Here is a 25,257-nt window from a genome sequence, read left to right on the forward strand (position 1 = left end):
GGGTGTCAGGATGGATGCATGACCGAGCAGACTCCCGAACTCGCGGCCCGCGCGGCCGAGCAGCACGTCGTCGTGATCGGCGGCGGCATCGGCGGCCTGGTGGCCGCACGCGAGTGCGCGAAGGTCGGGATGCCGGTGACGCTGCTCGAGGCGTCCGAAGAGCTCGGCGGTTCGATCCGCCGCGCCGAGGTCGACGGGATCGTCGTCGATGCCGGCGCCGAGAGCTATGCCACCCGCGGCGGGCATGTCCGCGCACTGGTCACCGAGCTCGGCCTCGGAGACCGCATCGTCACCCCCGAGGGCGGCGGGGCCTGGCTGGACGGGATCCCGGAGGTGGGGGCCGCGCCGATCCCGAAGGGCGGCCTGCTCGGCATCCCGGAGAACCCGTTCCAGGATGACGTGCGGCGCGTGCTGGGCACCCGCGGCGTGTGGCGGGCCTACCTCGACCGGCTCCGCCCGCCGCTCACGATCGGCCACGAGAAGAGCCTCGGCAGGCTCGTCGCCACGCGGATGGGGGAGAAGGTGCGCGACCGGCTCGTCGCGCCCGTGACCGCCGGCGTGTACTCCGCGCACCCCGACGACGTGGACGTCGAGGCCGTCGCACCCGGGCTCAGCGCCGCGCTCACGCGCGTCGGCTCGCTCTCCGGCGCGGTGGCCGTGCTGCGCGGGGAGCGGGAGCAGAAGGGCGCGGCCCCCGGCTCGGCCGTGGAGGGACTCGTCGGCGGCATGAGCACACTGGTCGACGCGCTGCGTGCCGACCTCGAGGAGCTCGGAGTCGACATTCGCACCGGCGCCCGCGTCGCGCGACTCGTGCGCGACGGCGGAGCGTGGACCGTGCAGATCGAGACGATCACCGAGGAGGGCGACGCCGAGTCCGAGGACGTGCGCGCGGATGCCGTGGTCGTCGCGACCTCCGAGCCCGCTGCGCGGGCGCTGCTCACCGGCCACGCGGATCTCGGAGAGCCGGCCGTCGCCCCCGAGATCGAGATCGTCACCCTCGTGCTGAACGCGCCGGAGCTCGACGCCGCGCCGCGCGGCACGGGCGTGCTCACGGTGCCGGGCAGCCGCATCGCGAAGGCGCTCACGCACTCGACCGCCAAGTGGGGATGGCTGCGGGAGGCGGCCGCCGGCCGCCACGTCGTGCGCGTGTCGTTCGGCAGCCAGGGCGAGGTCCCCGCGACCGCCGCACTCGATGATGCGGATGCCGCGCAGCTGGCCCTCGCGCAGGCGTCCGCGATGCTCGGCGTGACGCTGCGACCGGAGCAGGTGGTCGGCGCGCATCGGGCCCGCCATGTGCAGGCCCAGCCGGCATCCGTCATCGGCTCCGCCGAGCGCCGCACCGCCGCTCGGGCGGCCGTGCGCGCGGTGCCGGGGGTCGCCGCGGTCGGCGCGTGGCTGGCGGGGACCGGCCTCGCGCAGGTCGTGCCCGACGCCGTCGCCGAGACCGACCGGCTGCGCCGCGCCCTCCTGTTCGGGTGATGTGACGGCAACAGCGCACCGGTAGATGCCGAAAACGGAATACAGGGTTACGCTGGGAGTCCTGGTCGGCCGCCGCCGCCAGTCGCAACAACAGTCAGGAGGCCCCCGATGAAGGGGAAGATCGGACTCGTCGTCGGACTCGGCGTGGGTTATGTGCTCGGCACCCGTGCGGGCCGCGAGCGTTATGAGCAGATCAAGACGCAGTGGCTGAAGGTCTGGAACCTCGACCCCGTGCAGGAGCAGGTCACCCGCGTGCAGGACTATGCCAAGGCGAAGGCCGCGGCGGTGCCGCAGGCGCTGTGGGACGGCGCGGTGCGCGTGGTGCGTTCGGCGTCGGCCGCCGGTACGCCGGGCCAGAAGCTCGACTCCGTGATCGACACCGCGAAGGATGCCGCCGACGACGTCGCGGATGCGGCGGAGGACGCGGTGAAGGCGAAGGCCAAGACCGCGAAGCGCCGTGCTGAGCGAGCGGAGCGAGACGAAGCGCCGGCCGCGAAGAAGAGCAAGGACGACTGACATGGCCCGGGGGTATCGGGATCGCGCCGACGACAGTCTGCTGACGCTGCTCGGCGACATGCCGGACCTGGTCTCGAACCTGGTCAAGGCTGAGATCGACCACGCCAAGGCGTGGGTGCAGAAGACTTCCAAGGACGCCGGGATGGGGAGCCTCTGGTTCGTCGTCGCGCTGTTCTTCCTGTTCTGGGCGATCCCGGTCATCCTGACGTTCGCGGTCGCCGGCTTCGCGTCCTGGATGCCCGTGTGGGCCTCCGCGCTGGTCGTCTTCGGCATCCTGATCCTGGCCGTCCTCGTGTTCGGCCTGCTCGGCCTGCTGCGGTTCCGCAAGCTGGTGAGGCGCGAGAATCCCGCGCAGGCCGTTTCCACCGACATCCGCCTCGTCCGCGAGGCCGGCGATGAGCGCCCCCGGGAGGCCGCTGATGACGAATTCTGAGCAGACCCCGCTGCCGCGCACCGCCGTGGCGGACGGCATCACCGACCCGGTGGCGTCGGCGCGCGCCGAGCTCAAGGCGGCCCTCGCCGCGATCGAGGTCAAGGCCAACGTGCCCCGCCGCGTCGAGCAGGCCTCTCAGCGTGGAATCGCGAAGGCCCGCGTGTTCGCGAAGAAGAACCCGGTGGGCGCCGTCGCGGCTGTGATCGGGGTCGCCGTCACGGTCGGCGGCCTCGTCTGGGTCATCGCCCGCGCCGCATCGCGCTGACGCCCCGGTTCCTGAGCGCCCTTCGTCTCGTCGCTCCGCTCCTCGCTCAGGATCCGCGAGCGTGAGGAAGGGCGGGTTCGCCGTCTCCGCCCCGAAGGGGCAGACTGGAGACATGTCCGATGAGACCGAATCCTCCCCTTCCGGCTTCACCCTCTGGGCGGTGTGGGGTCGCAACCCCGACGCGCCGCACGCAGATCCCGACTCCACGGAGCTCGAGACGATCGTCGGCCACATCGAGGACTCCGGCGTCACCGTCCGCGGCTTCTACGACGTCAGCGGTCTGAAGGCCGAGGCCGACCTCATGGTGTGGCTGCACGGCCCCACCGCCGAAGACCTGCAGCGCGCGCTGCGCCGGCTGCGCCGCACCGAGCTGCTCAGCCCGCTGCTGCCGGTGTGGAACGTCATGGGCGTGCATCGCGACGCCGAGTTCAACCGTCAGCACGTGCCCGGCTTCCTGCGTGGCATCGAGCCGAAGCAGTGGCTGTGCCTGTACCCGTTCGTGCGCACACCCGAGTGGTACCTGGCCGACGAGGCAGAGCGTCGCAAGATGCTCGCCGACCACGGTCGCAAGGGCGCCGCATTCACCGGTGTCATCGCGAACACGGTCGCCGCCTTCGCCCTCGGCGACTACGAGTGGCTGCTGCCGCTCGAGGCGGACGACGTCACCGAGCTGGTCGACCTGATGCGTGACCTCCGCTACACCGACGCCCGTCGGTACGTGAAGGAGGAGGTGCCGTTCTACACCGGACGCCGCCTGCGCCTCGACGAGATCGCCGACGTCCTGCAGTGAACCGATGAGCAGCGTCATCCGTCTCGGAACCCGTCGCAGCGCACTCGCGCAGGCGCAGTCCGGCCACGTCGCTGTCGCGCTGCAGGAGGTCTCGGGGCGTCAGGTCGAACTGGTCCCCATCACCTCCGAGGGCGACACGAACCGGGCATCTCTCTCCGAGATCGGCGGCCAGGGCGTTTTCGCCACCCGGCTGCGCGAAGCGCTGCTGCGTGGCGAGTGCGATCTGCTGGTGCACTCGCTGAAGGACCTGCCGACCGCCCAGCCGGATGGACTCGTCATCGCGGCCATGCCCCCGCGCGTCGACGCGCGCGACGTCGTGATCACGCGCGACGGCACCCCGCTGGCCGAGCTGCCGGCCGGCAGCCGCGTCGGCACGGGGGCGCCGCGCCGCATCGCGCAGGTGCGCCGTCGCAATCCGGGCGTGGAGGTCGTGGACATCCGCGGCAACGTCGACTCGAGGCTCGAGCGCGTGGCATCCGGTGAACTGGACGCCGTGATCCTCGCCGCCGCAGGTCTCTCGCGACTCGGGGCCGACAGCCCGCTGCGCCGCGAGGAGCTCGCGCTCGCTGAATGGCCGACGGCGCCGGGGCAGGGCTCGCTCGCCGTCGAGACCACCGCGGATGCACCGGCCGAGCTGCGGGCCTGGCTCGCAGAGCTCGACGCCGCGGCCACCCGTATCGCGGTCACCGCGGAGCGCGCGGTGCTCGCCGGACTCGACGCCGGATGCCAGGCGCCGATGGCCGCGCACGCGGTGCAGACGGATGCCGGGCTGCACCTGCAGGCGGCCGTGTTCGCCCCCGACGGCGGCCGCCGGATCGACTTCGAGGTCACAGAGGCCCTGGACGAGGGGTATATTCGTCGGAACGGCAGCGGCAACGGCGCGGATGCTGCCGGTGGTGCAGACCCGATGCACGCGGCGCGCGCATTCGGCATGTCTGTGGCTCATCGGCTGCTCGAACAGGGGGCGGCCGACCTCCTCCCGCGAGAGTGATGCTGAATGACTTCTACCGATTCGATCCCGGCCCCGCCGGACAAGCCTTTGAGCGGCTGGCGCGTTCTCGTGCCCCGCGGCGGTCCGTGGGGTGACGGGGTCGCGGCGAGTCTGCGTGCGCAGGGCGCCGTTCCTGTGGTCGCACCGCTGATCAACTTCGCCCCGACCACCGACCAGCAGACTCTCGACGAGGCGCTCGCCCGCCTCGAGGCCGGCGACTACGACTGGCTGACCATCACGAGCGCGACCACTGTCGACGTGCTCTTCGCGCACCGGATCAGCATCCCGCGCAACACCAAGGTGGCCGCTGTGGGCGAGACCACGGCGGCCGCTCTGCAGGCTGTCGGCTATGAAGTGGAGATGATCCCGGAGTCGGACAACTCCGCGGCAGGCATGGCCGAGCAGATCATCGCGCTCGAGGACGAGCCCCGGCGCATCCTGACACTGCGCAGCGAGATCGCGAAGCCGGTGCTCACCGACATGCTCTCCGGCGCCGGACATCTGGTCGACAGCATCGTCGCCTATCGCACCGTGGGGGTTCCGGTCACCGACCGCATCCATCGCGACGTGCTCAATGGCCGCATCAACGCGATCCTGATCACCAGCGGATCGGTGGCGCGGCAGGTGCGCGAGCAGTTCCCCGAGATCCCCGACACCACGCTTCTCGCGGCGATCGGGCCCCGCACCGCGACCGATGCCCGCAAGGTCGGTCTGCCCATCTGGGCGGTCGCCGACAAGCAGACGGTCGACGCGCTGATCGATGTCGTCTCGCATTTCACCCTCCCGCACGCGGCCGACGAGTTCGCGCCGTGAGCCTCCCGACCGTTCACGGTGGGAGCGTTTCGCGCATCAGAGGTGTCCCCGAGCCGAGTTCGGCTCCCACGCCGGGCCGCGCAGCGCGGTTCGGCTCCCATGAGGTGATGTGATGAGCTTTCCCGAGACCCGCCTGAGGCGACTGAGGCAGTCCGCGCCCGTGCGCGCACTCGTGCGAGAGACCTCGCTCGAGGCGCGGCAGCTGGTGCTGCCGATGTTCGTGCGCGAGGGGATCGACGAACCCGCGCCGATCGGCTCGATGCCCGGCGTCGCCCAGCACTCGCTCGGCTCGCTGCGCGCAGCGGCGGCGGACGCGGCGGATGCCGGAGTCGGCGGCGTCATGCTGTTCGGCGTTCCCGCTGTGCGCGACGCCGCCGGATCAGGGGCCGATGACCCCCGCGGCATCCTCAACATCGCGACCGAGGCGGTCGTCGCCGAGGTGGGCGACGCACTGGTCGTGCAGACCGACCTCTGCCTGGACGAGTTCACCGACCACGGGCACTGCGGCGTGCTGGCATCCGACGGTTCGGTCGACAACGACGCGACGCTGGAGCGGTACGCGGCGATGGCGCTCGCGCAGGCGCGCGCCGGATCGCACCTGCTCGGACTCAGCGGCATGATGGACGGTCAGGTCGCGCACCTGCGCGCCGCGCTCGACGCGGAGGGCTTCCAGGACGTGCTGCTGCTCGCTTACGCGGCCAAGTACGCGAGCGCCTTCTACGGACCGTTCCGCGAGGCCGTCGACTCGCAGCTGCAGGGCGACCGCCGCACCTACCAGCTCGACCCCGGCAACCGGCGCGAGGGCGTCCGCGAGGCCGTCGTCGACCAGCAGGAGGGCGCCGACATCGTCATGGTCAAGCCGGCGATGGCCTTCCTCGACGTGCTGCGCGAGGTGCGGGACGCGGTCGACATTCCTGTGTGGGCATACCAGGTGTCCGGGGAGTACGCCATGATCGAGGCGGCCGCGGCGAACGGCTGGATCGATCGGCGGGCCGCCGTGCTGGAGTCGCTGCTGTCGATCAGACGTGCGGGAGCGGATGCCGTGCTGACGTACTGGGCGGTGGAGGCGGCGCGCTGGCTGCGGTGACCACCTCCGGGTCCTGAGCTTCGGCGGGTCCTGAGCGAGCGAGATACGAGCGAGCGCCGTGCTGAGCGAGTCGAAGTGACGAAACGCCTTCGGAGCGGCTCATAGGTGGGCGGCGTAGCCTTGTGGGGTATGTCTGCCGAGCGAGGAGTATCCGTGACCGACCGCAACGACGACCTGTTCGACGCCGCACGCGCGGTGATCCCCGGAGGGGTGAACTCGCCGGTGCGGGCGTACGGATCGGTCGGGGGAACGCCGCGCTTCCTGGCATCCGCTCGCGGGGCGCGCGTGACCGACGCCGCCGGCACCGAGTACGTCGACCTCGTCGCGTCGTGGGGACCGGCGCTGCTCGGGCACACGCATCCGATCGTCGTCGAGGCGGTGCAGGAGGCCGCGACCCGCGGGCTGTCCTTCGGCGCCCCGACTGAGGGCGAGGTCGAGCTGGCCGAACTGATCGCCGACCGCGTGCGCTTCGGCGAGACCCGTCCGGTGGAGCGGGTGCGCCTGGTGTCGACCGGCACCGAGGCGACCATGACCGCCATCCGCCTGGCCCGCGGCGCCACCGGCCGCGACCTGCTGGTGAAGTTCGCCGGGCACTATCACGGCCACTCCGACGGCCTGCTCGCCGCAGCCGGCTCCGGCGTCGCGACCCTGGCACTGCCCGGCTCCGCCGGCGTGCCCGCCCCGATCGCCGCGCAGACCCTGGTGATCGACTACAACGACCCCGACGCCCTCGCCGCGGTGTTCGCCGAGCACGGGCCTCGGATCGCCGCGGTGATCGTGGAGGCGGCGTCGGCGAACATGGGCGTCGTGCCGCCGCTTCCCGGCTTCAACGCTCTGATCGCCGAGACCGCGCACGCCCACGGCGCGCTGATGATCCTCGACGAGGTGCTCACCGGATTCCGTGTGCACCCCGCCGGATTCTGGGGTCTGCAGCAGGGCACGGGCGAGGAGTACCAGCCTGACATCTTCACGTTCGGGAAGGTCGTCGGCGGCGGGATGCCGCTGGCGGCGCTCGGCGGTCGCGCCGACATCATGGACCTGCTGGCACCGCTCGGCCCGGTCTACCAGGCGGGCACGCTGTCCGGGAACCCGCTCTCGGTCGCGGCGGGCCTCGCGACGCTGAAGCTGGCGACGCCGGAGGCATACGCCCTGGTGGACGCGGCCGCCGATCGCGTCGCGACGGCGCTCGATCGCGCGCTGACGGATGCCGGTGTCGTGCACACCGTGCCGCGCGCCGGCAACCTGTTCGGCGTCGCCTTCGCGCCCGAGGTGCCGCGCGACTACGCGCAGGCGCAGGCGCAGGAGTCGTTCCGGTATGCGCCGTTCTTCCACGCGATGCGCGAGCAGGGCGTTGCACTGCCGCCGAGCGTGTTCGAGGCGTGGTTCCTCACCGCCGCGCACACCGACGACGACCTCGCCGTGATCGAGCAGGCCCTGCCGGCGGCGGCCGCCGCGGCAGCATCCGCCACGGCCTGAGCGGCGCCCGGCGTCACCGCGCGCGTTCTCGACAGCAGGAGATCCGCCCAGAACAGGACGATTCCGTGGACCTTCTTCCTGTTCTCGCCGGATCTCCTGCGCTGGGCGACTCCCGGCGTCGGAGTCCGCGGGGACGGCGTGTCGGCTGACGAAACTCCGGGAACGCGGCGACACGCCGCCTGCTCTCAGCGAAGCGCTGGCAGACTGTAGCTCATGGTGACGTTGCTCCTCGATCAGTCTCAGCTCGAGATCGTGCTGTCACCGATCGAGCGCGCCGTCACGTTCCACCGCGAGAACCTGCGCGTCGAGCGCTCGACGATCACCCGAGTGCAGCTGACCGAAGACGTCTGGACCTGGCTGCGTGGAGTGCCGGGACCCGGCACTCACATCCCCGGCGTTCTCGCTGCCGGTACGTGGAAGGGTGCCGCGACCACCGACTTCGTGATGATCCGGCGACACCGCCCCGGCGTCGTCATCGATCTCGAGGGCGACGAGCAGTTCCAGCGACTGATCCTGACGACCAAGCACGGCCCTGCGCTCACGCAGGCCCTGCGCCTGGAGGTCAGTGAGAAGCAGGCCGACGTCGTCGAGATCGCCTCGACCGCGCCCGTGGCCGTTACCCCGAAGGGCAGCAAGCGCCCCGTCATCCGGCCGCGCCCCGCCTGAGTCCGGCCGTCGCAGAAGTCGACCCCCCAGCTGAGCTGAGGGGTCGTGGAGGTCAGTCCTTCAGGCCGGAGTCCTCGTCTGACTCGTCCGCGGCCTCCGACTCGGATGCCTCGGGCTCGGAATCCGGGGCCTTGCCGTACGGCCAGGCCGGAGCCGGGTCCTCGAAGTACGCCTTGCGCGCCGCAGCCAGAGAGTTCCGCATCGAGGCGAGACGCGGGTCGTCGGACTCCTCGGCGTTCGGCGTCCCGGCTTCCGCGGGCTCACCGTCACCGGCGTCGTCGATGTTGCGGCTCAGCAGCGGGGCGAACACCTCGTGCGCTTCGATCGGCACGTCGTCGACGGCGTCATCCACCGCGTCGTCGATCTCCTCGGCAGCACCGAGGTCGATCGCGCCGGTCGCAGGCAGCCCGGTGATCAGCTCGGTGAACGTCGGCTCGACGGTCTCGCCGGGGAGGGAGATCGCCGAGGTCGCGAAGGGGAGCGGCACGTGCGAGATCGGCGAACGGCCGGAATCCTCGGGCTCGGCCTCCACGACCATGTCGGTGTCGTCATCCGGCGCGACGGCTGCCGCAGCGCCGTCGCCCTCGTCGGCCACGGTCGCGTCATCCTGAGCCGGAGCCTCGGACGACGGCTCCTCGGCCGGGGCGTCGGATGCAGCATCCGTGGCTTCTGTCGCGGGCTCGGCGTCGGCGTCGGCCGTCATGTCGGCGGCGTCCGCAGCGCCGTCGTCCAGCGAGCCCTCGTCGGCAGCGGTGGCCTCCTCGGGCTCGTCGCCCTCCGGGTCCGCTGCATCGGATGCGGTGCCCTCGTCTGCGCCGCTGGAGGACTCCGCGAGACCCGCGTCGTCCTCATCCGCCTCGTCGTCGGTCTCCGCGGTGGACATCGTGTCGATGTCCCCGGTGCCGGCGGCGTCTTCCGCCGGTTCGTGTCCGTCGGCACTCGCGGCCTCCACGTCTGCGGAACCCTCGGCGTCCTGAGCGACCTCGGCGCTCGAGGCGGCCTCGTCTGTCGCCGTGTCGGTCTCCGCGACGTCGTCGCCCTCTGCACCGGAACCGCCGTCGACCGCTCCTGCGGCGACGGCCCCTGCGGTCAGCGAGGCAGCGATGTCATCTGCGTCTGCACCGTCGAGCTCCGCGTCATCCGCGACCGCGGTGTCGGCCGCGCTCGCGGCGTCGTCGGACTCCTGAGCGGACTCCGCGTCGGCCGTTTCCGCCTCGACGCCGCCCTCAGCATCGCCGGGGTTCGTGTCGGCCGAGGCCGTGGCCGCTTCGCCGTCGAATCCTCCGGCAGCTGCTGCCTCGTCTGCGACGGCATCCGTCGGCGCGACTGCATCGGCGACGTCGGCGTCATCCGCAGCTGCGGTGTCGTCGGCCTGCGGGGCGGCTCCGGTGCCGAACAGCCCGGCTGCGACGGTGCCGGTGGACACATCCTCATCGGCGGAGCTCGTGTCGTCCGCGTCCGCTGCCTCGTCGGCCTCGGCGACATCGGCCACCGAGGCGGCTCCGACGCCGAACGCACCGGCGATGGCGCCGCCTGCGGCGACCGCGCCTGCGGCGGTGAAGCCCGCGTCATCGGCGTCCGCGTCGGCGGCTTCCGAGGCGACCTCGGCGTCGACGGCTCCGGTTGCGGCAGCTTCTGCGGCGCCATCGGCGCCTGCATCGCCGGCGTCACCCGCCTCGCTCTCGATCGAGCCGGCGTCGCCACTCTCTGCCGCTGCATCCGTCTGCACGGCATCCGAGGGCAGCACGGGCTCGCTGCGGCGACCGTAGACCAGGTCGAGGAAGACCTCCTCCAGGCTCGGACCGCGCTGCTGCAGTACGGTCAGCGCGACCCCGGCCGAGGCGGCGATGGCGCCGATCGCGGCTGCATCCGATCCGCGCACCGTGACGCCGGAGCGCAGCACGTCGAACTCGAGACCGGCGGCGGCCAGCGCTGCGGTGAGCGGGGAGCGATCCTCGGCATCGACGATCACCGCACCCGTCGTCGGGTCGGAGAGCACGTCGATGCCGCCGGTGTACACGGCCTGGCCCTTCGAGAGCACCACCACGTCGTCGGCGACCTGCTCGACCTCGCTGAGCACGTGCGACGACACCAGCACGGTGCGTCCCTCGTCGGCCAGCCGGCGCATGAGCAGGCGCATCCAGCGGATGCCCTCGGGGTCGAGCCCGTTCGCGGGCTCGTCCAGCACGAGCACGCCGGGGTCGCCGAGCAGTGCGGTGGCGAGGCTCAGGCGCTGGCGCATGCCGAGCGAGAACGTTCCGATGCGGGTGTTCGCGTCGCCGTGCAGGCCGACGAGGTCGAGCACCTCGGTCACCCGGGTGAGGGGGATGCCGTTGGCCTTGGCCGCGATCTGCAACTGGCGAGCGGCCGTGCGACGCGGCCGGTACGCCGTCTCCTCGAGCACGCTGCCGACCGTGCGCAGCGGCTGACGCATGTCGAAGTAGGGGACGCCGCCGATCGTGGCGGTACCCGACGTGGCGCGCACCTGGCCGAGCAGGATGCGCAGCGACGTGGTCTTGCCGGCGCCGTTGGGCCCGAGCAGACCCGTGACGGCTCCGGGCTCGATGCGGGCCGAGAAGTCGGAGAGCGCCGTGACGTCACCGAATCGTTTCGTCACGTGCGTGAACTCGAGCACCTGTCCTTCGGGCATAGCAAGGCCCCTCTCCTGCGGCTACCCCTCCATTCTGTCTGAAAAGCCGGTTCCGCCCCACATTTCGGCGCTCTCGGCGGGGATCGGAGGCGGTCAGTGGCGGAGTACGCTGACTTTCGTGTCAGTGTCGCCCGAAGCCTCTCGTGTCCTCGTCCGCACCGAATATTCCCTCGGGCGGATCACCCTGAACCGGCCGGAGGCGATCAACGCCCTTGATCTCGGCATGGTCCGGGACGTGCTCGCCGCGCTGAACGCCTGGCGCGACGACAGCGACATCCAGACGGTGCTGATCGACGGTGCCGGCGAACGTGGTCTGTGCGCGGGAGGCGACGTGCGCTCGCTGTACGACGCGATCGTCGCCGGCGACACCGAGCACGCCGGTGAGTTCTTCCGTGCCGAGTACGAGATGAACGCCGCGATCGCCGAGTACCCGAAGCCGATCGTCGCCTTCGCCGACGGCATCACGATGGGCGGTGGCATCGGGCTGGCAGGGCATGCCGCGATCCGCGTGGTCACCGAGCGCTCGAAGCTCGCGATGCCCGAGACGCGCATCGGCTTCACCCCGGATGTCGGTGGCACCCTGCTCCTGGCGCGTGCGCCCGGCCGGCTGGGGGAGTACCTCGGCCTGACCGGCACGCAGATGAACGCGTCGGACGCGATCCACAGCGGCTTCGCCGACTACTACGTGCCCTCCGATCGGCTCGACGCGCTGCGCGACGCCCTCGCGTACCGCGCCGATCCGGGCAGCCCGAGCGAGCTCGTGATGCTGTTCGACGAGACGCCGGAGCCGTCTGCGCTGCCCGGCATCCGTGCGTGGGTGGACGACGCGTTCTCCGCGCCGACCGTCGGCGAGATCGTGCAGCGCCTGCAGGACGCCGGCGATCCGGATGCCGCTGCCGCGGCATCCCTCCTCGCCGAACTGGCGCCGACGGGACTGGCGGTGACGCTCGACGCCGTGCGCGAGGCCCGCGGGATGGACACGGTGCGGGAGGCGCTGGAGGGCGAGTACCGCCGCGTGCTGTGGTTCGTGCACCACCACCCCGATCTGGTCGAGGGCATCCGCGCTCAGCTGGTCGACAAGGACCGCGACCCGAAGTGGCGCCCCGCCACAGTCGCAGAGCTGCCGTCGGATGCCGGGCTCCCGGCCCGCGCGTACGTGCCGGACGTGCCGCTGTTCGCGTGACCCGGCGGCCGCGCGGTTCGGCCGCGACGCGGACGGCGCGAGTAGCCTGAGCGCATGACCGGGATGCCGGGTTCACCCGCGTCGGCGGAGGAGCCGTCGGCGCCCGACGAGGACCTCGCGCGGCGGATGGCCGAGGCGCAGCAGCGCGATGCGGCGATCGCCCCACGGGACTGGGCCGCCTGGCCCGCGTCCGCCGAACAGCGAACTGTCGATGCACCGAGCGGTCCGCTCGCGCACGTCGCGATGGGGCCGCCGGACGGTGAGCGGGTGATGCTCGTGCCGGGGATGACGGGGTCGAAGGAGGACTTCGCGCTGATGATGCCGCTGCTCGCGGCATCCGGGTACCGGGTCGAGGCCTACGACCTGGCCGGACAGTACGAGTCCTTCCGCGCCGGCCCGGAACGGCTCGGGCCGCCGCAACGGCATTACACGCTCGAACTGTTCGTCGCCGATCTGATCTCCCTGCTCGAGTCCGGCGCGTCGGCGCATGTGCTCGGGTACTCGTTCGCCGGCACGGTGGCGTCTGCCGCCCTCGCCCGGCGACCCGAGCTGTTCGCGAGTCTCACGCTGCTTTCCGCTCCGCCGCTGGCAGGGCAGGCTCTGCGCGGTTTCAAGGTGCTGGGGCCGGTGAGCTGGTTCATTCCGGGGCGTGCGCTCGGTCCGGTGTTCATCGTCGCCCTCCGGTACAACGTGCACCGCGCTCCGCGCGATCGCGCCGACTTCGTCACCGCGCGCTTCGCGCTGACGCGGCGCAGCAGCGTGGGCGACATCCTGGCTCTGATGAAGCGGACGCCTGATCTGGACGAACGGCTGCGCGCATCGGGCATCCCGATGCTGGTGGCGGCAGGTGCACGGGACGTCTGGCCGGATGCCGCGCATCGCGCTTTCGCGGAACGGATCGGCGCGAAGGTGCTGATCCTGCCCACAGGGCACAGTCCGTGCGAGACGGCGCCGCATCAGCTCACGGTGGCGATGCAGGAGCTGTTCGCCACCGCCGGGCGCTGAGCACGCGCCCTTCGTCTCGTCGCTTCGCTCCTCGCTCAGGGGCCGGGTGGGGTGGGGACGCTGCTCGCCCGGGAGCCGGGTGGGGTGGGGACGCTGCTCGCCCGGGAGCCGGGTGGGGCGGGGATGCTGCTCGCCCGGGAGCCGGGTGGGGTGGGGATGCTGCTCACCCGCTCAACGACCGGCACGGAGGGGCGCTCGCCGCTGCATCCGCCGCATGCGCCGGCCACGCGCGCACGCGACCACGCGCCGTCCCCAGCTCACCTCGCGCAGGTTGACCGCGAGCATGTGGAACGCCCATGACGCGCGGCGGCGGAAGCCGGCGAAGTCGTCGAACGGGCGGGCCGAGACCTGCACCCGCAGCCCGCGGTCGAAGTCGACACCGGTCGCGGGGGAGAGCACGGCTGTGATGTCGAGGTCGTCGTGGGCGCGCGGATCGTCCAGGTGCAGGCGTGGTCGCAGCTCGTGCCACACCTCGCGGCGCAGTGCGAAGCTCGAGCCGAACAGCGGCAGCCGGCCCAGCACGAGCCGCATCGTGAGGAAGTACCCGCCCAGGTAGACGTAGCGGCCGATGAAGCGCCACACCGGTCCGCGACCGTAGAACTCGCCGGTGCCGGTCAGTCCGCCGAGCGTCGGGTCGGCCTCGAAGCGCCGCACGACGCGCGCCGCCCAGTCCGGCTGAGGCCGCGAGTCCGCATCCAACCGGCCCAGGAGGGAGCCGGATGCCGCATCGAAGCCGGCTGCGGTCGCGTGCAGCACCCCGCGCTGCGGCTCTGTGACGACGGCCGCCCCGAACTCCCGCGCGACGGCGGCCGTGTCGTCGTGCGAGCCGTTGTCCACCACGATGATCTCGTCAGGCATGCGGGTCTGCACGGCGAGCGCCTGCAGGCATCCCCGCAGCAGGACCGCGTCGTCGTAGGACGGGACGACGACGCTCAGCACGATCGGGGCGGCGCTCATGGCGCGCCCAGCCTATGACCCGGGCAGCGGCGCGGCGGGGAGGGCGCGCTCCCGGGGCATCCGGGCCGCGCCGTGTCAGCGCACCGAGGCGATGATCTCCTGCAGCTTCGCGACGTGCGCGGCCGGCTGGCGGTCGCGCGCATAGGTGAGCGCCGCTTCGCGGTGCGGGGCGAGGATGCCGCGGTCCGCGGCGAGCTCGCGCACCAGAGCGGCCAGTCCTGCGGCGTCCGGCGTCGGGGTGAGCAGGGCGGCCTCGCCGAACTCGCCGGCGAGCGCCGGATCGCTGACGATCACCGGACGGCCGTGCGAGAACGCCTCGAGCGCCACCATCGGCTGGTTGTCGAAGCCGAGCGAGGTGATCAGCACGGCGTCGGCGGCGTCCATCAGCTCGCCGACGCGCTCGCCGGGCACGGAGCCGTGGAAGGTCACGCCCGGCACCGGCCGTGCGGTGCCGCCGGCGATGTCGAGGTGCACGCCGTCGCCGAGGGATGCCGCGACCTCGCGCATCGCGTCGAGGGCCACGTCCACGCGCTTCTCCGGCGCGAAGCGCGCGACCCAGAGCAGTCGCAGCGGTCCCTCTGCGACAGCAGGGGCCTCAGCCAGCGGCTGAGCGACGTTCGAGAACGCCTCGACCCGTCCCGCACCGGCGGCGCGCAGCGCCTCGGCCTGGTGCCGCGACGGCGAGAGCACGACGTCGGCGCGCTCCGCGACCCGAAGGGTCATGGTGCGCAGCGCGTTGTTCAGCGCGTGGCTCCCGGTCGCACGGCCGCCGTCGCGGATGCCGGTCAGCGAGCGGTGCACTCCCCGGACGACCGGCGCGAACGGCGCGAGCGCGGCCGGCGCCGTCCAGAAGAAGGTGTGCACCGTGTGCAGCACGGGGATGCCGAGACGCCGGCCGACGGCGAGAGACGCCGCGGCGAGGGCGAACTCGGAGTGCACGACGATGGCGCCGACACCGTGCCGGCGGACGGTCGCGGCGACCAGCGGCTCGAGATCGGCCGCCCTGCCCAGCAGCGGCAGGTCGAGCACCGGGATCGTTCCGCGGCGCGGCGGCGCGACGAGTGTGATGCCGGGCACGGAGGACACCTGGTCGGCATCCGGCGCCAGCACGATCACACGGACCCCCTGCGAGGCGAGTGCCTCGGCCTGGCGGAGGAAGGCGGTCTGAGCCCCGCCGAGGTAGCGGAGCGAGTAGTCGCAGACCAGCAGCACGGCGTCATCCTTCACCCTGGCAGTCTACGTTTTCGCTCTCCGCGAGATTCTGGGCAACCGTCTACCGAATGTCGGAGGGTCGTGGCACGCTTTCAGGTGGTCGATCATCGATCGACCCCAACACCTTAAGGATTCCGCCTGTGCTGGGAAAGCTCCTCTTCCGATATCTCACCAAGTACAAGTGGCTTCTGCTGGGCGTCCTGGTCTTCCAGTTCGCCAGTGCGATGGCCACTCTCTACCTGCCGACACTGAACGCCGACATCATCAACTACGGCGTCGCGAAGGCAGACACCGGCTACATCTGGACGCACGGTGCGTTCATGCTGCTCGTCTCGCTCGGGCAGATCCTGTGCGCGATCATCGCCACCTATTTCGCGGCCCGCGCCGCCATGGCGCTGGGTCGTGACATCCGCGCCGACGTGTTCGCGCGCGTGAGCGGCTTCTCCGAGCGCGAAGTGTCGCAGTTCGGCGCCGGGTCGCTCATCACCCGCAACACCAACGACGTGCAGCAGGTGCAGATGCTGGCGATGATGGGCGCCACCATGTTCGTCACCGCCCCACTGCTGGCGATCGGCGGAATCATCATGGCCGTCCGGCAGGATGTCGGGCTCAGCTGGCTGATCGCCGTCGCCGTGCCCGTGCTGCTGCTGCTCGCCGTGCTGGTCATCGGCCGCATGGTTCCGCTGTTCCGCACCTACCAGGGCCGCCTCGACACGATCAACCGCGTCATGCGCGAGCAGCTCACCGGCGTGCGCGTCGTGCGCGCGTTCGTGCGCGAGCCCATCGAGGCCGAGCGCTTCCGGGCCGCGAACACCGACATCATGACGGTCGGCCGCAACGTCGGCTCGCTGTTCGTGCTGCTGTTCCCGCTGTTCATGCTCATCCTGAACGTGACCGTGGTCGGCGTGATCTGGTTCGGCGGCGTCGAGGTCAACGCCGGGAACGTCGAGATCGGCACCCTGTTCGCCTTCATGCAGTACGTCGGCCAGATCATGGGTGGCGTCATCATGTCCAGCTTCATGGCGATGATGATCCCGCGCGCCGCGGTCTCGGCCGACCGCGTCGGCGAGGTGCTCGACGCCGAGTCGAGCATGGTCCGTCCCGAGAACGGCGTGAAGGAGTTCTCGGCTCCCGGGCAGATCGTCTTCGAGAACGTCGAGTTCACCTACCCCGGAGCGGATGCCCCGGTGCTGAGCGGCATCGACTTCCACGCCGAGCCGGGTGAGACCGTCGCGATCGTCGGATCGACCGGCGCCGGCAAGACAACACTGGTCTCGCTCATCCCTCGTCTGTTCGACGTCACCGGCGGCTCGGTGCAGGTCGGCGGCGTGGACGTGCGCGAGGCCGACGTCGACGAGCTGTGGAAGGGCATCGGCCTGGTGCCGCAGCGTCCCTTCCTGTTCACCGGCACGGTCGCGTCCAACCTGCGCTACGGCCGGGAGGACGCCACGGACGAAGACCTCTGGAAGGCGCTCGAGATCGCCCAGGGCAAGGACTTCGTGTCCGAGATGCCCGAGGGCCTCGAGTCGCACATCGCCCAGGGCGGCACCAACGTGTCGGGTGGTCAGAGGCAGCGCCTGGCGATCGCTCGCGCGATCGTGCACCAGCCGCGCATCCTCGTCTTCGACGACTCGTTCTCGGCGCTCGACCTCACGACGGATGCGAGGTTGAGGCAGGCCCTCTGGAGAGAGCTGCCCGATGTGACCAAGGTCGTGGTCGCGCAGCGCGTGTCCACGATCACGGACGCGGACCGCATCGTGGTGCTCGACGGCGGCACGATGGTCGGCGTCGGCACCCACGAGGAGCTGCTGGCGTCCAACGACACCTACCGCGAGATCGTCGAGTCGCAGCTGGGGGTGGACGCATGAGCGAGCAGAACGCACCCCAGAGCGACCAGCCCCAGACGCGGCGCGAACGCGCCCTCGCCGCCCGTGCGGCCAAGAACGGAACAGCAGTGGCCGAGCCCGAACTGACCGCGGCCGAGAAGGCCGAGGAGGAGCAGGCCGAGAAGGCCCGCCAGGCCGGCGGCGGCATGTTCGACGGCCCTGCCCCGGGCAAGGCCGATCACTTCGGTCCGAGCTTCAAGCGCATGATCGGACTGCTCAAGCCGTCCGCGCTGTGGTTCGTGCTGGTCTCGTTCTTCGGCGCGGTCGGCGTCGTCCTCGCCGTGATCGCACCGAAGGTGCTCGGCGAGGCGACCAACGTCGTCTACGAGGGGTTCATCTCGAACCTGCTCGGACAGAACGGCTTCCCGAAGGGCATGAGCCAGGATCAGGTCGTGGAGGCGCTGCGCTCCGCCGACCAGGGCACCTTCGCCGACATGGTCGCCGCGATGGACAGCTTCTCCGTCGGCGACGGCGTCGACTTCGACCGGCTGCGGTACATCATCGTCGCCGTGCTGGCGATCTACGTGGCATCCGCGTTCCTGAGCTGGATCCAGGGTTATGTGATCAACGTCATCATGGTGCGCACGATGTGGCGCCTTCGTGAGGACGTCGAGGCGAAGATCAACCGCCTGCCGCTGTCGTACTTCGACAAGGTGCAGCGCGGCGAACTGATCTCGCGCGTCACCAACGACATCGACAACATCACCCAGACCATGCAGCAGTCGCTGTCGGGCGCGCTCACCTCGGTGCTCACCGTGGTCGGCGTGCTGGTGATGATGTTCTCGATCTCGTGGCAGCTGGCGCTGGTCGCGCTGGTGGCCCTGCCGCTGATGGGAGTCATCTTCGGCGTGATCGGTCCGCGCTCGCAGAAGGCCTTCGGCATCCAGTGGCGCAAGGTCGGCCGGCTCAACGCCCGCGTCGAGGAGGCCTTCTCGGGCCACGCTCTGGTGAAGGTGTTCGGCCGCGAGAAGGATGCGCTGGACAGCTTCCAGGAGGAGAACGAGGAGCTCTACCAGGCCAGCTTCAAGGCGCAGTTCCTCTCGGGCGTGATCATGCCGGCGATGCAGTTCATCGGCAGCCTCACGTACGTCGGCATCGCGGTGCTGGGTGGCCTGATGGTCGCCAACGGCAGCCTGCGACTGGGTGACGTGCAGGCGTTCATCCAGTACTCGCAGCAGTTCACTCAGCCGCTGAGCGAGCTGGGCGGCATGGCCGCCGTCGTCCAGTCCGGCACGGCTTCGGCCGAGCGGGTGTTCGAGTTCCTCGACGCCGACGAGCAGGAGCCCGATGCCGAGGACGCGCCGACCGTCACCGACGGCAAGGGCGTCATCGAGTTCGAGCACGTCGCGTTCTCGTACACACCGGACCGTCCGCTGATCACCGACCTCTCGTTCCGCGTCGAGCCGGGGCAGACCGTCGCGATCGTCGGACCGACCGGTGCGGGCAAGACCACGCTGGTGAACCTCATCATGCGGTTCTACGAGCTCAGCGGCGGCAGAATCCTGCTCGACGGCCAGGACATCGCGGAGATGACCCGCGAAGACCTGCGCGGCCGTACCGGCATGGTGCTGCAGGACCCGTGGCTGTTCGCCGGGAGCATCCTGGAGAACATCCGCTACGGTCAGGCGTCCGCCACCGACGAGGAGGTGCTCGCCGCCGCCAAGGCGACCTACGTCGACCGGTTCGTGCACGCACTCCCCGAGGGCTACGAGACGGTGCTCGACGAAGACGCGTCGAACGTGTCGGCAGGTGAGCGGCAGCTGATCACGATCGCTCGCGCGTTCGTGTCCCAGCCGTCGATCCTCATCCTCGACGAGGCGACGTCGGCGGTCGACACCCGCACCGAGCTGCTGCTCCAGCACGCGATGGCGGCGCTGCGCGAAGGACGCACGTCCTTCGTGATCGCGCACCGCCTGTCCACGATCCGCGACGCCGACCTCATCCTGGTGATGGAGCACGGCGACATCGTCGAGAAGGGCAACCACGAGGAGCTGATCGCGGCGCAGGGCGCCTACTGGCGCCTGTACCAGTCGCAGTTCGAGCAGGCCGCGTCCGACATCGACGCCGAGGACGCACTCACCGGTGCGACCCCGGTGATCGTCACCGGCGAGGCGGAGGAGGTCCCGGTTCCCGGGACCGGCGCGGCACCGGTGCTGCCCGTGACGGAGTTCGTGCACGAGGTCGGCGAGGGCGAGGACCAGCCCGCATCCGAGTCCGACGACAGGGCCTGACCCCGCACGCGAGAGCGCCCGTCCCCGAAAGGGGGCGGGCGCTCTCGCGTTGCGGCGTGCCGCAGGTCAGCCGTTCAGACCGAACAGATCCAGGGGATGAGTGAGCCGCCACCAGACCGACGGAGCATCGACCGAGCTCTTCAGCGAGACGTCCGTCTTGGCGGTGTCGATCGCGCCGGTCACGGTGAGCGAGCCGACCTTGGTGCCGGCCTTCTGCGCATCGCCCAGCTTCAGAGCCGCCTTGGCCTCGGCGGGCGATCCGTTCCACATGACGACCTTGGCGTCGGAGTCGGTGATCACATCGCTGCGCTCGCCCCAGACCGTGTCGATCGTGCCCACCACCGTGCCCTTCGGCACGGTCACGGGCTGATCCGCCAGCGTCTTCTCGACCTGGGCGTACAGCGCCCGGTTCGCTGCGACGCGCTCCTTGTTGCTGCCCTGCCCGAGCGTGACGGCGTACAGGCGCACGGTGGAGTCGCCGACCTTCACGTCCTTCGCGGTGACGAGGTTCCAGTTCTTGCCGAGGGTGCCGGTCTTGAGTCCGACGACGCCGGGGTCCTCGGCCAGCATCTTGTTGGTGTTCTTCACCACGCCGGCGCCCGGGAGGTCCACCGACTTCGTGGCGACGATCTCGGCGAACACGGGGTTGCGCATCGCGATCTGGCTCAGGTCGACCAGGTCGGCCGGGGTCGACCGGTTGCGATCGTCGCGTCCGGACGGCGAGATGATCGTGGTGTCGTCCAGCCCCTGGTCAGCCAGCCACGTGCGTGCGGCCGAGGCGAAGGCGTCCTTCGAGCCCCAGATCTCGTCCGCCAGCCGATCGATATAGTTGTTGGCAGAGCCGAGCAGGATGCCCTGGAGCATCTGGTACTCGGTGAGCGAGCCGCCCACCGGCACGTCCAGTGCCGACTGGTTCGACCGCAGGTACTGCCAGTACTCGCGCCCGTCGCTGCGGGTGAAGTCGAAGGACGGGCCCTGCTCACCGGGCTTGAGCGGCATCTTCTCGAGCACCATCATCACCGACGCGATCTTCGAGACGCTCGCGATCGGGGTCTTGTCGCGGCTGGAGACGGCGGTCGTGAAGCCCAGCACGTCGATCCCCGAGTCGCCGCCCTTGGGCCAGGTGATCGCCGCGGCCGGGGCCGGGTCGATCTTCACTGCCACCGGATCGATCGTCGGAGCGATGTTGTCGAGCGGCGCCAGCAGCGTGGCCGCACAATAGCCGCCGACGAGAGCGACCACCACTCCGACCGGGATGAGCACGCGCGGGCGCAGCCAGCCCGACTTCGTGTGCATGTCGCTGAGCAGATCGGGCTCGTCGGCCGCTGCGGTCCGCACCGCGAGCGTCGCCGGCCTGGTCCGCGCCTGCACGGCGGCGGTGTCGATCCAGGTCAGCGCGGTTGCGGGACGCGCTTCATCGGCCCACGCGACGACCGTCTCGGGCGCGGGTTCGTCATCGAGGTCGGGGTCGACGTCGAGGTCGGGCTCGTCATCGGGATCGAGCCCGAGGCCCGTCAGGTCGAAGGGAGTCGTGGGCGCGGGCTCCTCGGCGGACTCGAAGGCGCCCGCGAAGTCGGCAGGAGCCGCGTCGGCGACATCGGCGGATGCTGCGCTCGCGAGGCCCGCGAGGCCCGCGGGGGCGGCGGCCCCTGCGAAGGCCGCGGATGCGGCGGCTGCACCGGCGAGGCCCGCGGGCGCCGCACCGGCGGCATCGTTGAGGCCGGCGGCGGTCGCTGCGCCCGCGACGCCGGAGGCGGCATCCGTGGCAGGGGACACCGTGCCGGCCATGCCGGCGGATGCCGCGGCCGCGGCATCCGCGGCGGCGAAGTACGCCAGGCTCGCGGACAGCCGGTCGGCGTCGTCATCGGCGGTCGGCTGAGCAGGAGAGTCGGTGGCGATGCTGCCGAGGGCCGGTGCCGGGGTCTCGTCGTGCCACCCAGGAATCCCTGTGATGACCGGCGCGACGCGGGTCGCGTCGTCCGCGGGATCGAACGGCTCATCGGCATACGGTGCGGTGTCGGCCGGAGCGGTGTCGGCCGGTGCGGCGACAGGTGCAGCGGCAGCGGGCGCGGCAGCGCCGAGCAGGTCGTCCAGCCCGGCGGACGTACGCGCGTCGGCAGCGGACACCGGCTCCGCCGGCTGGACCGGCTGAGCGGGCGGCGCGGCTTCCGGCGTCGACGGCGTCCCGAACATGGCGCGGCTGAAGGCGTCGTCCCCGACGGGGCCGGTCTCCTCGGGCTCGTCGCCCAGCTCCGGCTCACCGAACAGCGTGCGCAGCATGTCGGTGCTCGTCGGCGGCTCTTCCTGGCCGTCCTGGCCCTGGCCCTGGCCCGGAAGGACCGGCTCGCCGCCGCCGGGCAGGTCAGCGGCCTCCCGGGTCGCCGAGCCGCGGTCGGCACCGTGCGGAGCGCCGCCGGAGCCCTGGAAGAACGCGTTCATGCCGGACGGATCGACGCCTCGGTGGGAGCCGGTCTGCGCCCGTGCCTCGCGACGCGTGCGCGGCGGCGTAGAGGGATCGTCGATGGTCACCCGCCTACGCTACCCAATGAGTCTGAGACTCACCCCTCCGCGTCCGGAGGTGACTATGATCGAGGCACAACCACGGGAGTCCGGCGTGCCGGGCTGAGAGGAAGCGACCCGCGCTTCGACCGTCGAACCTGATCCGGATCATGCCGGCGCAGGGAGGAGTTCCATATGAGTGCGTCCACATCCGTCCCGAACGAGAAGATCGTCGAGAAGGCCGCTCCGCCGCGCAACCTGCGCTGGCGCGTCGTCGACATCGTCGTCGCCGCCGTTCTCGGCGTCGCCGTCGGTCTGCTGTTCTGGGCCTGGAACATCGTCGGAGGCGCCTGGTTCGGCGCCGCGGACGCGTTGACCCCGGGTCTCGGCGGCATCGCCGTCGGCATCTGGCTGATCGGCGGCGTCATCGGCGGGCTCGTCATCCGCAAGCCCGGCGCCGCTCTGGTCGTCGAGGTGGTCGCCGCGATCATCTCGATGCTGATCGGCAACGTCTGGGGCGTCTCCACGGTGTTCTCGGGCATCGTGCAGGGTCTCGGGGCCGAGCTGATCTTCGCGCTGTTCGCCTACCGCCGGTTCGGCGTCGGCGTCGCCGCACTCGCCGGCGTCGGCGCGGCTGCGGCGGCATGGGTGTTCGAGCTGTTCTACGGCAGCTCGCCCAACATCCTGAAGTCGTTCGAGTTCAACGCCATCTACCTCGGCACCCTGGTCGTCTCGGGCGCGCTGCTGGCCGGCGTGGTGGGCTGGCTGCTCGTGCGGGCGCTGGCGTCCACCGGTGCGCTCAGCCGTTTCGCGGCCGGTCGAGAAGCGCGCCGCGAGGTCTGACCATGGCCTCGGGTCCCGCCCGGGTCGTCGCGTGCGACTGGGGCTGGCGGTACGCAGGGCGGCGCCTGCCCGCGGTCAGCGAGACGTCGTTCACGATCGAGCCGGGCGAGCGCGTGCTGCTGCTCGGCGCATCCGGCGCGGGCAAGTCCACTCTGCTCGCCGGCCTCGCCGGCCTGCTCGGCGACGCCGATGAGGGGGAGCGTACGGGCACGCTGCTCGTCGACGATGCGCTTCCGGAGGAGAGCCGCGGCCGTATCGGCCTCGTGCTGCAGGACCCGGATGCCGGTGTCGTGCTGTCCAAGGTCGGCGACGACGTCGCCTTCGGATGCGAGAACCTCGGCGTTCCCGCTTCCGAGATCCCCGGTCGTGTGTCGGAGGCGCTGGACGCGGTCGGCCTGGACGTGCCGCTGCAGCGGCCGACCAAGGCGCTGTCCGGCGGGCAGAAGCAGCGTCTGGCGCTCGCAGGCGCATTGGCGATGCGCCCCGGACTGCTGCTGCTCGATGAGCCGACCGCGAACCTCGATCCGGCCGGGGTCGCCGAGGTGCGCGAGAGCGTCGCCCGCGTCGTCGCCGAGACCGGGGCGACGCTGGTCGTCGTCGAACATCGCACCGAGGTCTGGTCCGATCTGATCACCCGTGTCATCGTGCTGGCGGCGGACGGCGGCCTGCTGGCGGACGGCCCGCCGGCCGATGTCTTCGGCAGGCACGCGCAGACGCTGGCGGATGCCGGGGTGTGGGTGCCGAACCTTCCCATCGATCTGCCCGTGCTGCCGCGCTCGGGCGGTGATCCGGTTCTGGAGGCGCACGGGCTCGCGATCGGGCGGGAGCGTCGCGCGGTCGTGCAGGCCGGTCTCGACCTTGCTTTGTCGCAGGCTTCCGCGACGGTGATCACCGGACCGAACGGTGCGGGCAAGTCCACGCTCGCGCTCACGCTGGCGGGTCTGCTGCCTGAACTCGCGGGCTCGGTCACGGTGGCCGAACGGCTGCGCGGCAGAAGCGGGCTGCGTCCGTTCCGCTGGTCCTCGCGCGAACTGCTGACCCGCATCGGCACCGTCTTCCAGGAGCCGGAGCACCAGTTCCTCGCGCAGACGCTCCGCGAGGAGCTCGCCGTCGGGCCCCGGGCCCTCGGCTGGTCGGCGGAGCGCACGACGGCCGTCGTCGACGGGCTGCTCGAGCGCCTGCACCTGGATCACCTCGCGGAGGCCAACCCGTTCACGCTCTCCGGCGGCCAGAAGCGCCGGCTGTCGGTCGCCACCGTGCTCGCCGCGACGCCCGAGGTGATCGTGCTCGACGAGCCGACGTTCGGTCAGGACCGGCGCGGGTGGATCGAGCTCGTCCTGCTCCTGCAGGAGGAGGTCGCGCGGGGCACGTCGATCGTCGCGGTCACGCACGACGACGCCGTGGCCAGACATCTGGGTGACCGGCGCATCGCGCTGGATCAGGTGGTGCCGGTATGACCGCAGTCATCGCCCCGACCGAGACCCGCGCCGCCTGGCTCGACGGCGTGAATCCCGTCACCCGCATCCTGCTCGCCCTGCTGCTGTCGATCCCGCTGTTCGCCTCGATCGACGTGGTCAGCGGACTGGTCGCGATCGCGCTGCAGCTGATCTGCATCCCGCTGACCGGTCTGCCGCTGCGCACCGTGCTGAGCAGGATGGTGCTGCTCGCAGCGATCTCTCCGATCGCCGGTCTGAGCATGCTGCTCTATGCGGAACCCGAGGGGCAGATCTACTGGAGCTTCGGCGTCGCGACGATCAGCGAGGAGTCGATCCGCCTTGCCCTGGCGGTGAGCCTGCGCGTGATCGCGCTGGGGCTGCCGACGATCCTGCTGTTCGGCCGGGCTGATCCGACCGAGGTCGCCGACGCGCTGGCCCAGGTCGCGCGCCTGCCCAGCAGGTTCGTGCTCGGGGTGCTCGCCGGCACCCGCATGCTCGGGCTCTTCCTCGACGACTGGCGCACGATGGGTCTCGCGCGCCGTGCGCGCGGCGTCGGCGACCACGGCGCGATCCGGCGCTTCTTCTCGATGGCGTTCGTGCTGCTGGTGTTCGCGGTGCGCCGCGGATCGAAGCTCGCGATGGCGATGGAGGCGCGCGGGTTCGGCTCCGACATCCCGCGCACCTGGTCGCGTCCGTCCCGGCTGCACGCGCGCGACGCGGTCGCCGTGCTCGGCGGCGTCCTGATCATGGCGGCGGCGCTCGCCGCAGCCGTCGCCGCCGGAACGTTCCGCTTCATCTGGTCGTGACGACGGTCGAGGCGTGCCAGCTAGGGTGAGCGG

Annotated in this window: 21 protein-coding genes and 1 riboswitch; of the genes, 17 read left to right on the forward strand and 4 right to left on the reverse strand. The window is 71.3% G+C overall.

Annotated elements, in window-relative coordinates:
* Window positions 1-18 precede the first annotated feature (18 nt).
* From ACFVAE_RS12980 to ACFVAE_RS13025, 10 genes are all read left to right on the forward strand, one after another.
* Window positions 19-1,479 carry a protoporphyrinogen/coproporphyrinogen oxidase gene (locus ACFVAE_RS12980; protein WP_378892693.1) on the forward strand — a complete coding sequence of 487 codons (1,461 nt, stop codon included), beginning with the start codon at window positions 19-21 and terminating at the stop codon, window positions 1,477-1,479.
* Window positions 1,480-1,587: 108 nt separating this feature from the next.
* Window positions 1,588-1,995 carry a hypothetical protein gene (locus tag ACFVAE_RS12985; RefSeq protein ID WP_378892696.1) on the forward strand — a complete coding sequence of 136 codons (408 nt, stop codon included), beginning with the start codon at window positions 1,588-1,590 and terminating at the stop codon, window positions 1,993-1,995.
* Between the two features lies 1 nt (window position 1,996).
* Window positions 1,997-2,428: a phage holin family protein gene (locus ACFVAE_RS12990; RefSeq protein ID WP_378892698.1), complete on the forward strand. Its 432-nt coding sequence runs from the start codon at window positions 1,997-1,999 to the stop codon at window positions 2,426-2,428.
* Window positions 2,415-2,693, forward strand: coding sequence for a hypothetical protein (locus ACFVAE_RS12995; protein WP_378892701.1), 279 nt, complete (start codon window positions 2,415-2,417; stop codon window positions 2,691-2,693). The genes ACFVAE_RS12990 and ACFVAE_RS12995 overlap by 14 nt, the downstream gene beginning before the upstream one ends.
* 112 nt (window positions 2,694-2,805) lie before the next feature.
* Complete coding sequence (gene hemQ / locus ACFVAE_RS13000; RefSeq protein WP_378892703.1) at window positions 2,806-3,483, forward strand: hydrogen peroxide-dependent heme synthase; 678 nt, start codon at window positions 2,806-2,808, stop codon at window positions 3,481-3,483.
* A gap of 4 nt (window positions 3,484-3,487) precedes the next feature.
* A complete protein-coding gene (hemC, locus tag ACFVAE_RS13005) occupies window positions 3,488-4,474 on the forward strand; it encodes a hydroxymethylbilane synthase (RefSeq protein WP_378892706.1) in 987 nt (328 codons plus the stop codon).
* A gap of 6 nt (window positions 4,475-4,480) precedes the next feature.
* Window positions 4,481-5,287: a uroporphyrinogen-III synthase gene (locus ACFVAE_RS13010; RefSeq protein ID WP_378892709.1), complete on the forward strand. Its 807-nt coding sequence runs from the start codon at window positions 4,481-4,483 to the stop codon at window positions 5,285-5,287.
* Between the two features lie 112 nt (window positions 5,288-5,399).
* Window positions 5,400-6,374 carry a porphobilinogen synthase gene (hemB, locus tag ACFVAE_RS13015; RefSeq protein ID WP_378892711.1) on the forward strand — a complete coding sequence of 325 codons (975 nt, stop codon included), beginning with the start codon at window positions 5,400-5,402 and terminating at the stop codon, window positions 6,372-6,374.
* A 129-nt stretch (window positions 6,375-6,503) separates the two neighbouring features.
* The gene (locus ACFVAE_RS13020; protein WP_378892714.1) at window positions 6,504-7,850 is read left to right on the forward strand and encodes a glutamate-1-semialdehyde 2,1-aminomutase; all 1,347 of its coding nucleotides are present in this window, start codon (window positions 6,504-6,506) and stop codon (window positions 7,848-7,850) included.
* A gap of 213 nt (window positions 7,851-8,063) precedes the next feature.
* Entirely contained in the window at window positions 8,064-8,516 is a 453-nt protein-coding gene (locus ACFVAE_RS13025; protein WP_378892717.1) for a hypothetical protein, read from the forward strand.
* A gap of 52 nt (window positions 8,517-8,568) precedes the next feature.
* Here the strand turns inward: ACFVAE_RS13025 and ACFVAE_RS13030 are convergent, their stop codons facing one another.
* Window positions 8,569-11,166, reverse strand: a complete 2,598-nt coding sequence (locus ACFVAE_RS13030; protein WP_378892719.1) for an ATP-binding cassette domain-containing protein — start codon at window positions 11,164-11,166, stop codon at window positions 8,569-8,571.
* Window positions 11,167-11,284: 118 nt separating this feature from the next.
* Here ACFVAE_RS13030 and ACFVAE_RS13035 point away from each other — a divergent pair, with 118 nt between their 5' ends.
* On the forward strand, window positions 11,285-12,349 hold the full coding sequence (locus ACFVAE_RS13035) for an enoyl-CoA hydratase/isomerase family protein (RefSeq protein WP_378892722.1): 1,065 nt from the start codon (window positions 11,285-11,287) through the stop codon (window positions 12,347-12,349).
* A 54-nt stretch (window positions 12,350-12,403) separates the two neighbouring features.
* Window positions 12,404-13,354: an alpha/beta fold hydrolase gene (locus tag ACFVAE_RS13040; RefSeq protein WP_378892725.1), complete on the forward strand. Its 951-nt coding sequence runs from the start codon at window positions 12,404-12,406 to the stop codon at window positions 13,352-13,354.
* A gap of 171 nt (window positions 13,355-13,525) precedes the next feature.
* Here the strand turns inward: ACFVAE_RS13040 and ACFVAE_RS13045 are convergent, their stop codons facing one another.
* Both ACFVAE_RS13045 and ACFVAE_RS13050 read right to left on the reverse strand, forming a co-directional pair.
* A complete protein-coding gene (locus ACFVAE_RS13045) occupies window positions 13,526-14,311 on the reverse strand; it encodes a glycosyltransferase family 2 protein (protein ID WP_378892728.1) in 786 nt (261 codons plus the stop codon).
* A 75-nt stretch (window positions 14,312-14,386) separates the two neighbouring features.
* The gene (locus ACFVAE_RS13050; RefSeq protein ID WP_378892731.1) at window positions 14,387-15,538 is read right to left on the reverse strand and encodes a glycosyltransferase family 4 protein; all 1,152 of its coding nucleotides are present in this window, start codon (window positions 15,536-15,538) and stop codon (window positions 14,387-14,389) included.
* A 125-nt stretch (window positions 15,539-15,663) separates the two neighbouring features.
* Between ACFVAE_RS13050 and ACFVAE_RS13055 the strand changes: the two genes are divergently transcribed.
* The gene (locus tag ACFVAE_RS13055) at window positions 15,664-17,391 is read left to right on the forward strand and encodes an ABC transporter ATP-binding protein (protein ID WP_378892734.1); all 1,728 of its coding nucleotides are present in this window, start codon (window positions 15,664-15,666) and stop codon (window positions 17,389-17,391) included.
* On the forward strand, window positions 17,388-19,640 hold the full coding sequence (locus ACFVAE_RS13060) for an ABC transporter ATP-binding protein (protein WP_378892737.1): 2,253 nt from the start codon (window positions 17,388-17,390) through the stop codon (window positions 19,638-19,640). Before ACFVAE_RS13055 ends, ACFVAE_RS13060 begins: the two co-directional genes overlap by 4 nt.
* A gap of 66 nt (window positions 19,641-19,706) precedes the next feature.
* Here the strand turns inward: ACFVAE_RS13060 and ACFVAE_RS13065 are convergent, their stop codons facing one another.
* Entirely contained in the window at window positions 19,707-22,169 is a 2,463-nt protein-coding gene (locus ACFVAE_RS13065) for a D-alanyl-D-alanine carboxypeptidase family protein (protein ID WP_378892739.1), read from the reverse strand.
* A 62-nt stretch (window positions 22,170-22,231) separates the two neighbouring features.
* Window positions 22,232-22,341: riboswitch (TPP riboswitch) on the forward strand.
* On the opposite strand from ACFVAE_RS13065, the gene ACFVAE_RS13070 reads away from it, so the two are divergent.
* The 3 genes from ACFVAE_RS13070 (at window position 22,335) to ACFVAE_RS13080 (ending at window position 25,224) form a co-directional block, all read left to right on the forward strand.
* The gene (locus ACFVAE_RS13070) at window positions 22,335-22,982 is read left to right on the forward strand and encodes an ECF transporter S component (RefSeq protein WP_378892742.1); all 648 of its coding nucleotides are present in this window, start codon (window positions 22,335-22,337) and stop codon (window positions 22,980-22,982) included. (Overlaps the previous riboswitch by 7 nt.)
* A 2-nt stretch (window positions 22,983-22,984) precedes the next feature.
* Window positions 22,985-24,439, forward strand: a complete 1,455-nt coding sequence (locus ACFVAE_RS13075) for an ABC transporter ATP-binding protein (RefSeq protein ID WP_378892745.1) — start codon at window positions 22,985-22,987, stop codon at window positions 24,437-24,439.
* Window positions 24,436-25,224, forward strand: a complete 789-nt coding sequence (locus tag ACFVAE_RS13080) for an energy-coupling factor transporter transmembrane component T family protein (RefSeq protein WP_378892748.1) — start codon at window positions 24,436-24,438, stop codon at window positions 25,222-25,224. The genes ACFVAE_RS13075 and ACFVAE_RS13080 overlap by 4 nt, the downstream gene beginning before the upstream one ends.
* Window positions 25,225-25,257 lie beyond the last annotated feature (33 nt).

The sequence above is a fragment of the Microbacterium sp. NPDC057659 genome (assembly GCF_042799915.1).
GTDB lineage: Bacteria > Actinomycetota > Actinomycetes > Actinomycetales > Microbacteriaceae > Microbacterium.

Coding starts and splice junctions, on each gene's coding strand:
- ACFVAE_RS13020 (WP_378892714.1), top strand. CDS start 6,504: ATGTCTGCCGAGCGAGGAGTATCCGTGACCGACCGCAACGACGACCTG.
- hemB (WP_378892711.1), top strand. CDS start 5,400: ATGAGCTTTCCCGAGACCCGCCTGAGGCGACTGAGGCAGTCCGCGCCC.
- ACFVAE_RS13070 (WP_378892742.1), top strand. CDS start 22,335: ATGAGTGCGTCCACATCCGTCCCGAACGAGAAGATCGTCGAGAAGGCC.
- ACFVAE_RS13040 (WP_378892725.1), top strand. CDS start 12,404: ATGACCGGGATGCCGGGTTCACCCGCGTCGGCGGAGGAGCCGTCGGCG.
- ACFVAE_RS12985 (WP_378892696.1), top strand. CDS start 1,588: ATGAAGGGGAAGATCGGACTCGTCGTCGGACTCGGCGTGGGTTATGTG.
- ACFVAE_RS12995 (WP_378892701.1), top strand. CDS start 2,415: ATGACGAATTCTGAGCAGACCCCGCTGCCGCGCACCGCCGTGGCGGAC.
- ACFVAE_RS13045 (WP_378892728.1), bottom strand. CDS start 14,311: ATGAGCGCCGCCCCGATCGTGCTGAGCGTCGTCGTCCCGTCCTACGAC.
- hemC (WP_378892706.1), top strand. CDS start 3,488: ATGAGCAGCGTCATCCGTCTCGGAACCCGTCGCAGCGCACTCGCGCAG.
- ACFVAE_RS13060 (WP_378892737.1), top strand. CDS start 17,388: ATGAGCGAGCAGAACGCACCCCAGAGCGACCAGCCCCAGACGCGGCGC.
- hemQ (WP_378892703.1), top strand. CDS start 2,806: ATGTCCGATGAGACCGAATCCTCCCCTTCCGGCTTCACCCTCTGGGCG.
- ACFVAE_RS13080 (WP_378892748.1), top strand. CDS start 24,436: ATGACCGCAGTCATCGCCCCGACCGAGACCCGCGCCGCCTGGCTCGAC.
- ACFVAE_RS13030 (WP_378892719.1), bottom strand. CDS start 11,166: ATGCCCGAAGGACAGGTGCTCGAGTTCACGCACGTGACGAAACGATTC.
- ACFVAE_RS12990 (WP_378892698.1), top strand. CDS start 1,997: ATGGCCCGGGGGTATCGGGATCGCGCCGACGACAGTCTGCTGACGCTG.
- ACFVAE_RS13010 (WP_378892709.1), top strand. CDS start 4,481: ATGACTTCTACCGATTCGATCCCGGCCCCGCCGGACAAGCCTTTGAGC.
- ACFVAE_RS13025 (WP_378892717.1), top strand. CDS start 8,064: ATGGTGACGTTGCTCCTCGATCAGTCTCAGCTCGAGATCGTGCTGTCA.
- ACFVAE_RS12980 (WP_378892693.1), top strand. CDS start 19: ATGACCGAGCAGACTCCCGAACTCGCGGCCCGCGCGGCCGAGCAGCAC.
- ACFVAE_RS13075 (WP_378892745.1), top strand. CDS start 22,985: ATGGCCTCGGGTCCCGCCCGGGTCGTCGCGTGCGACTGGGGCTGGCGG.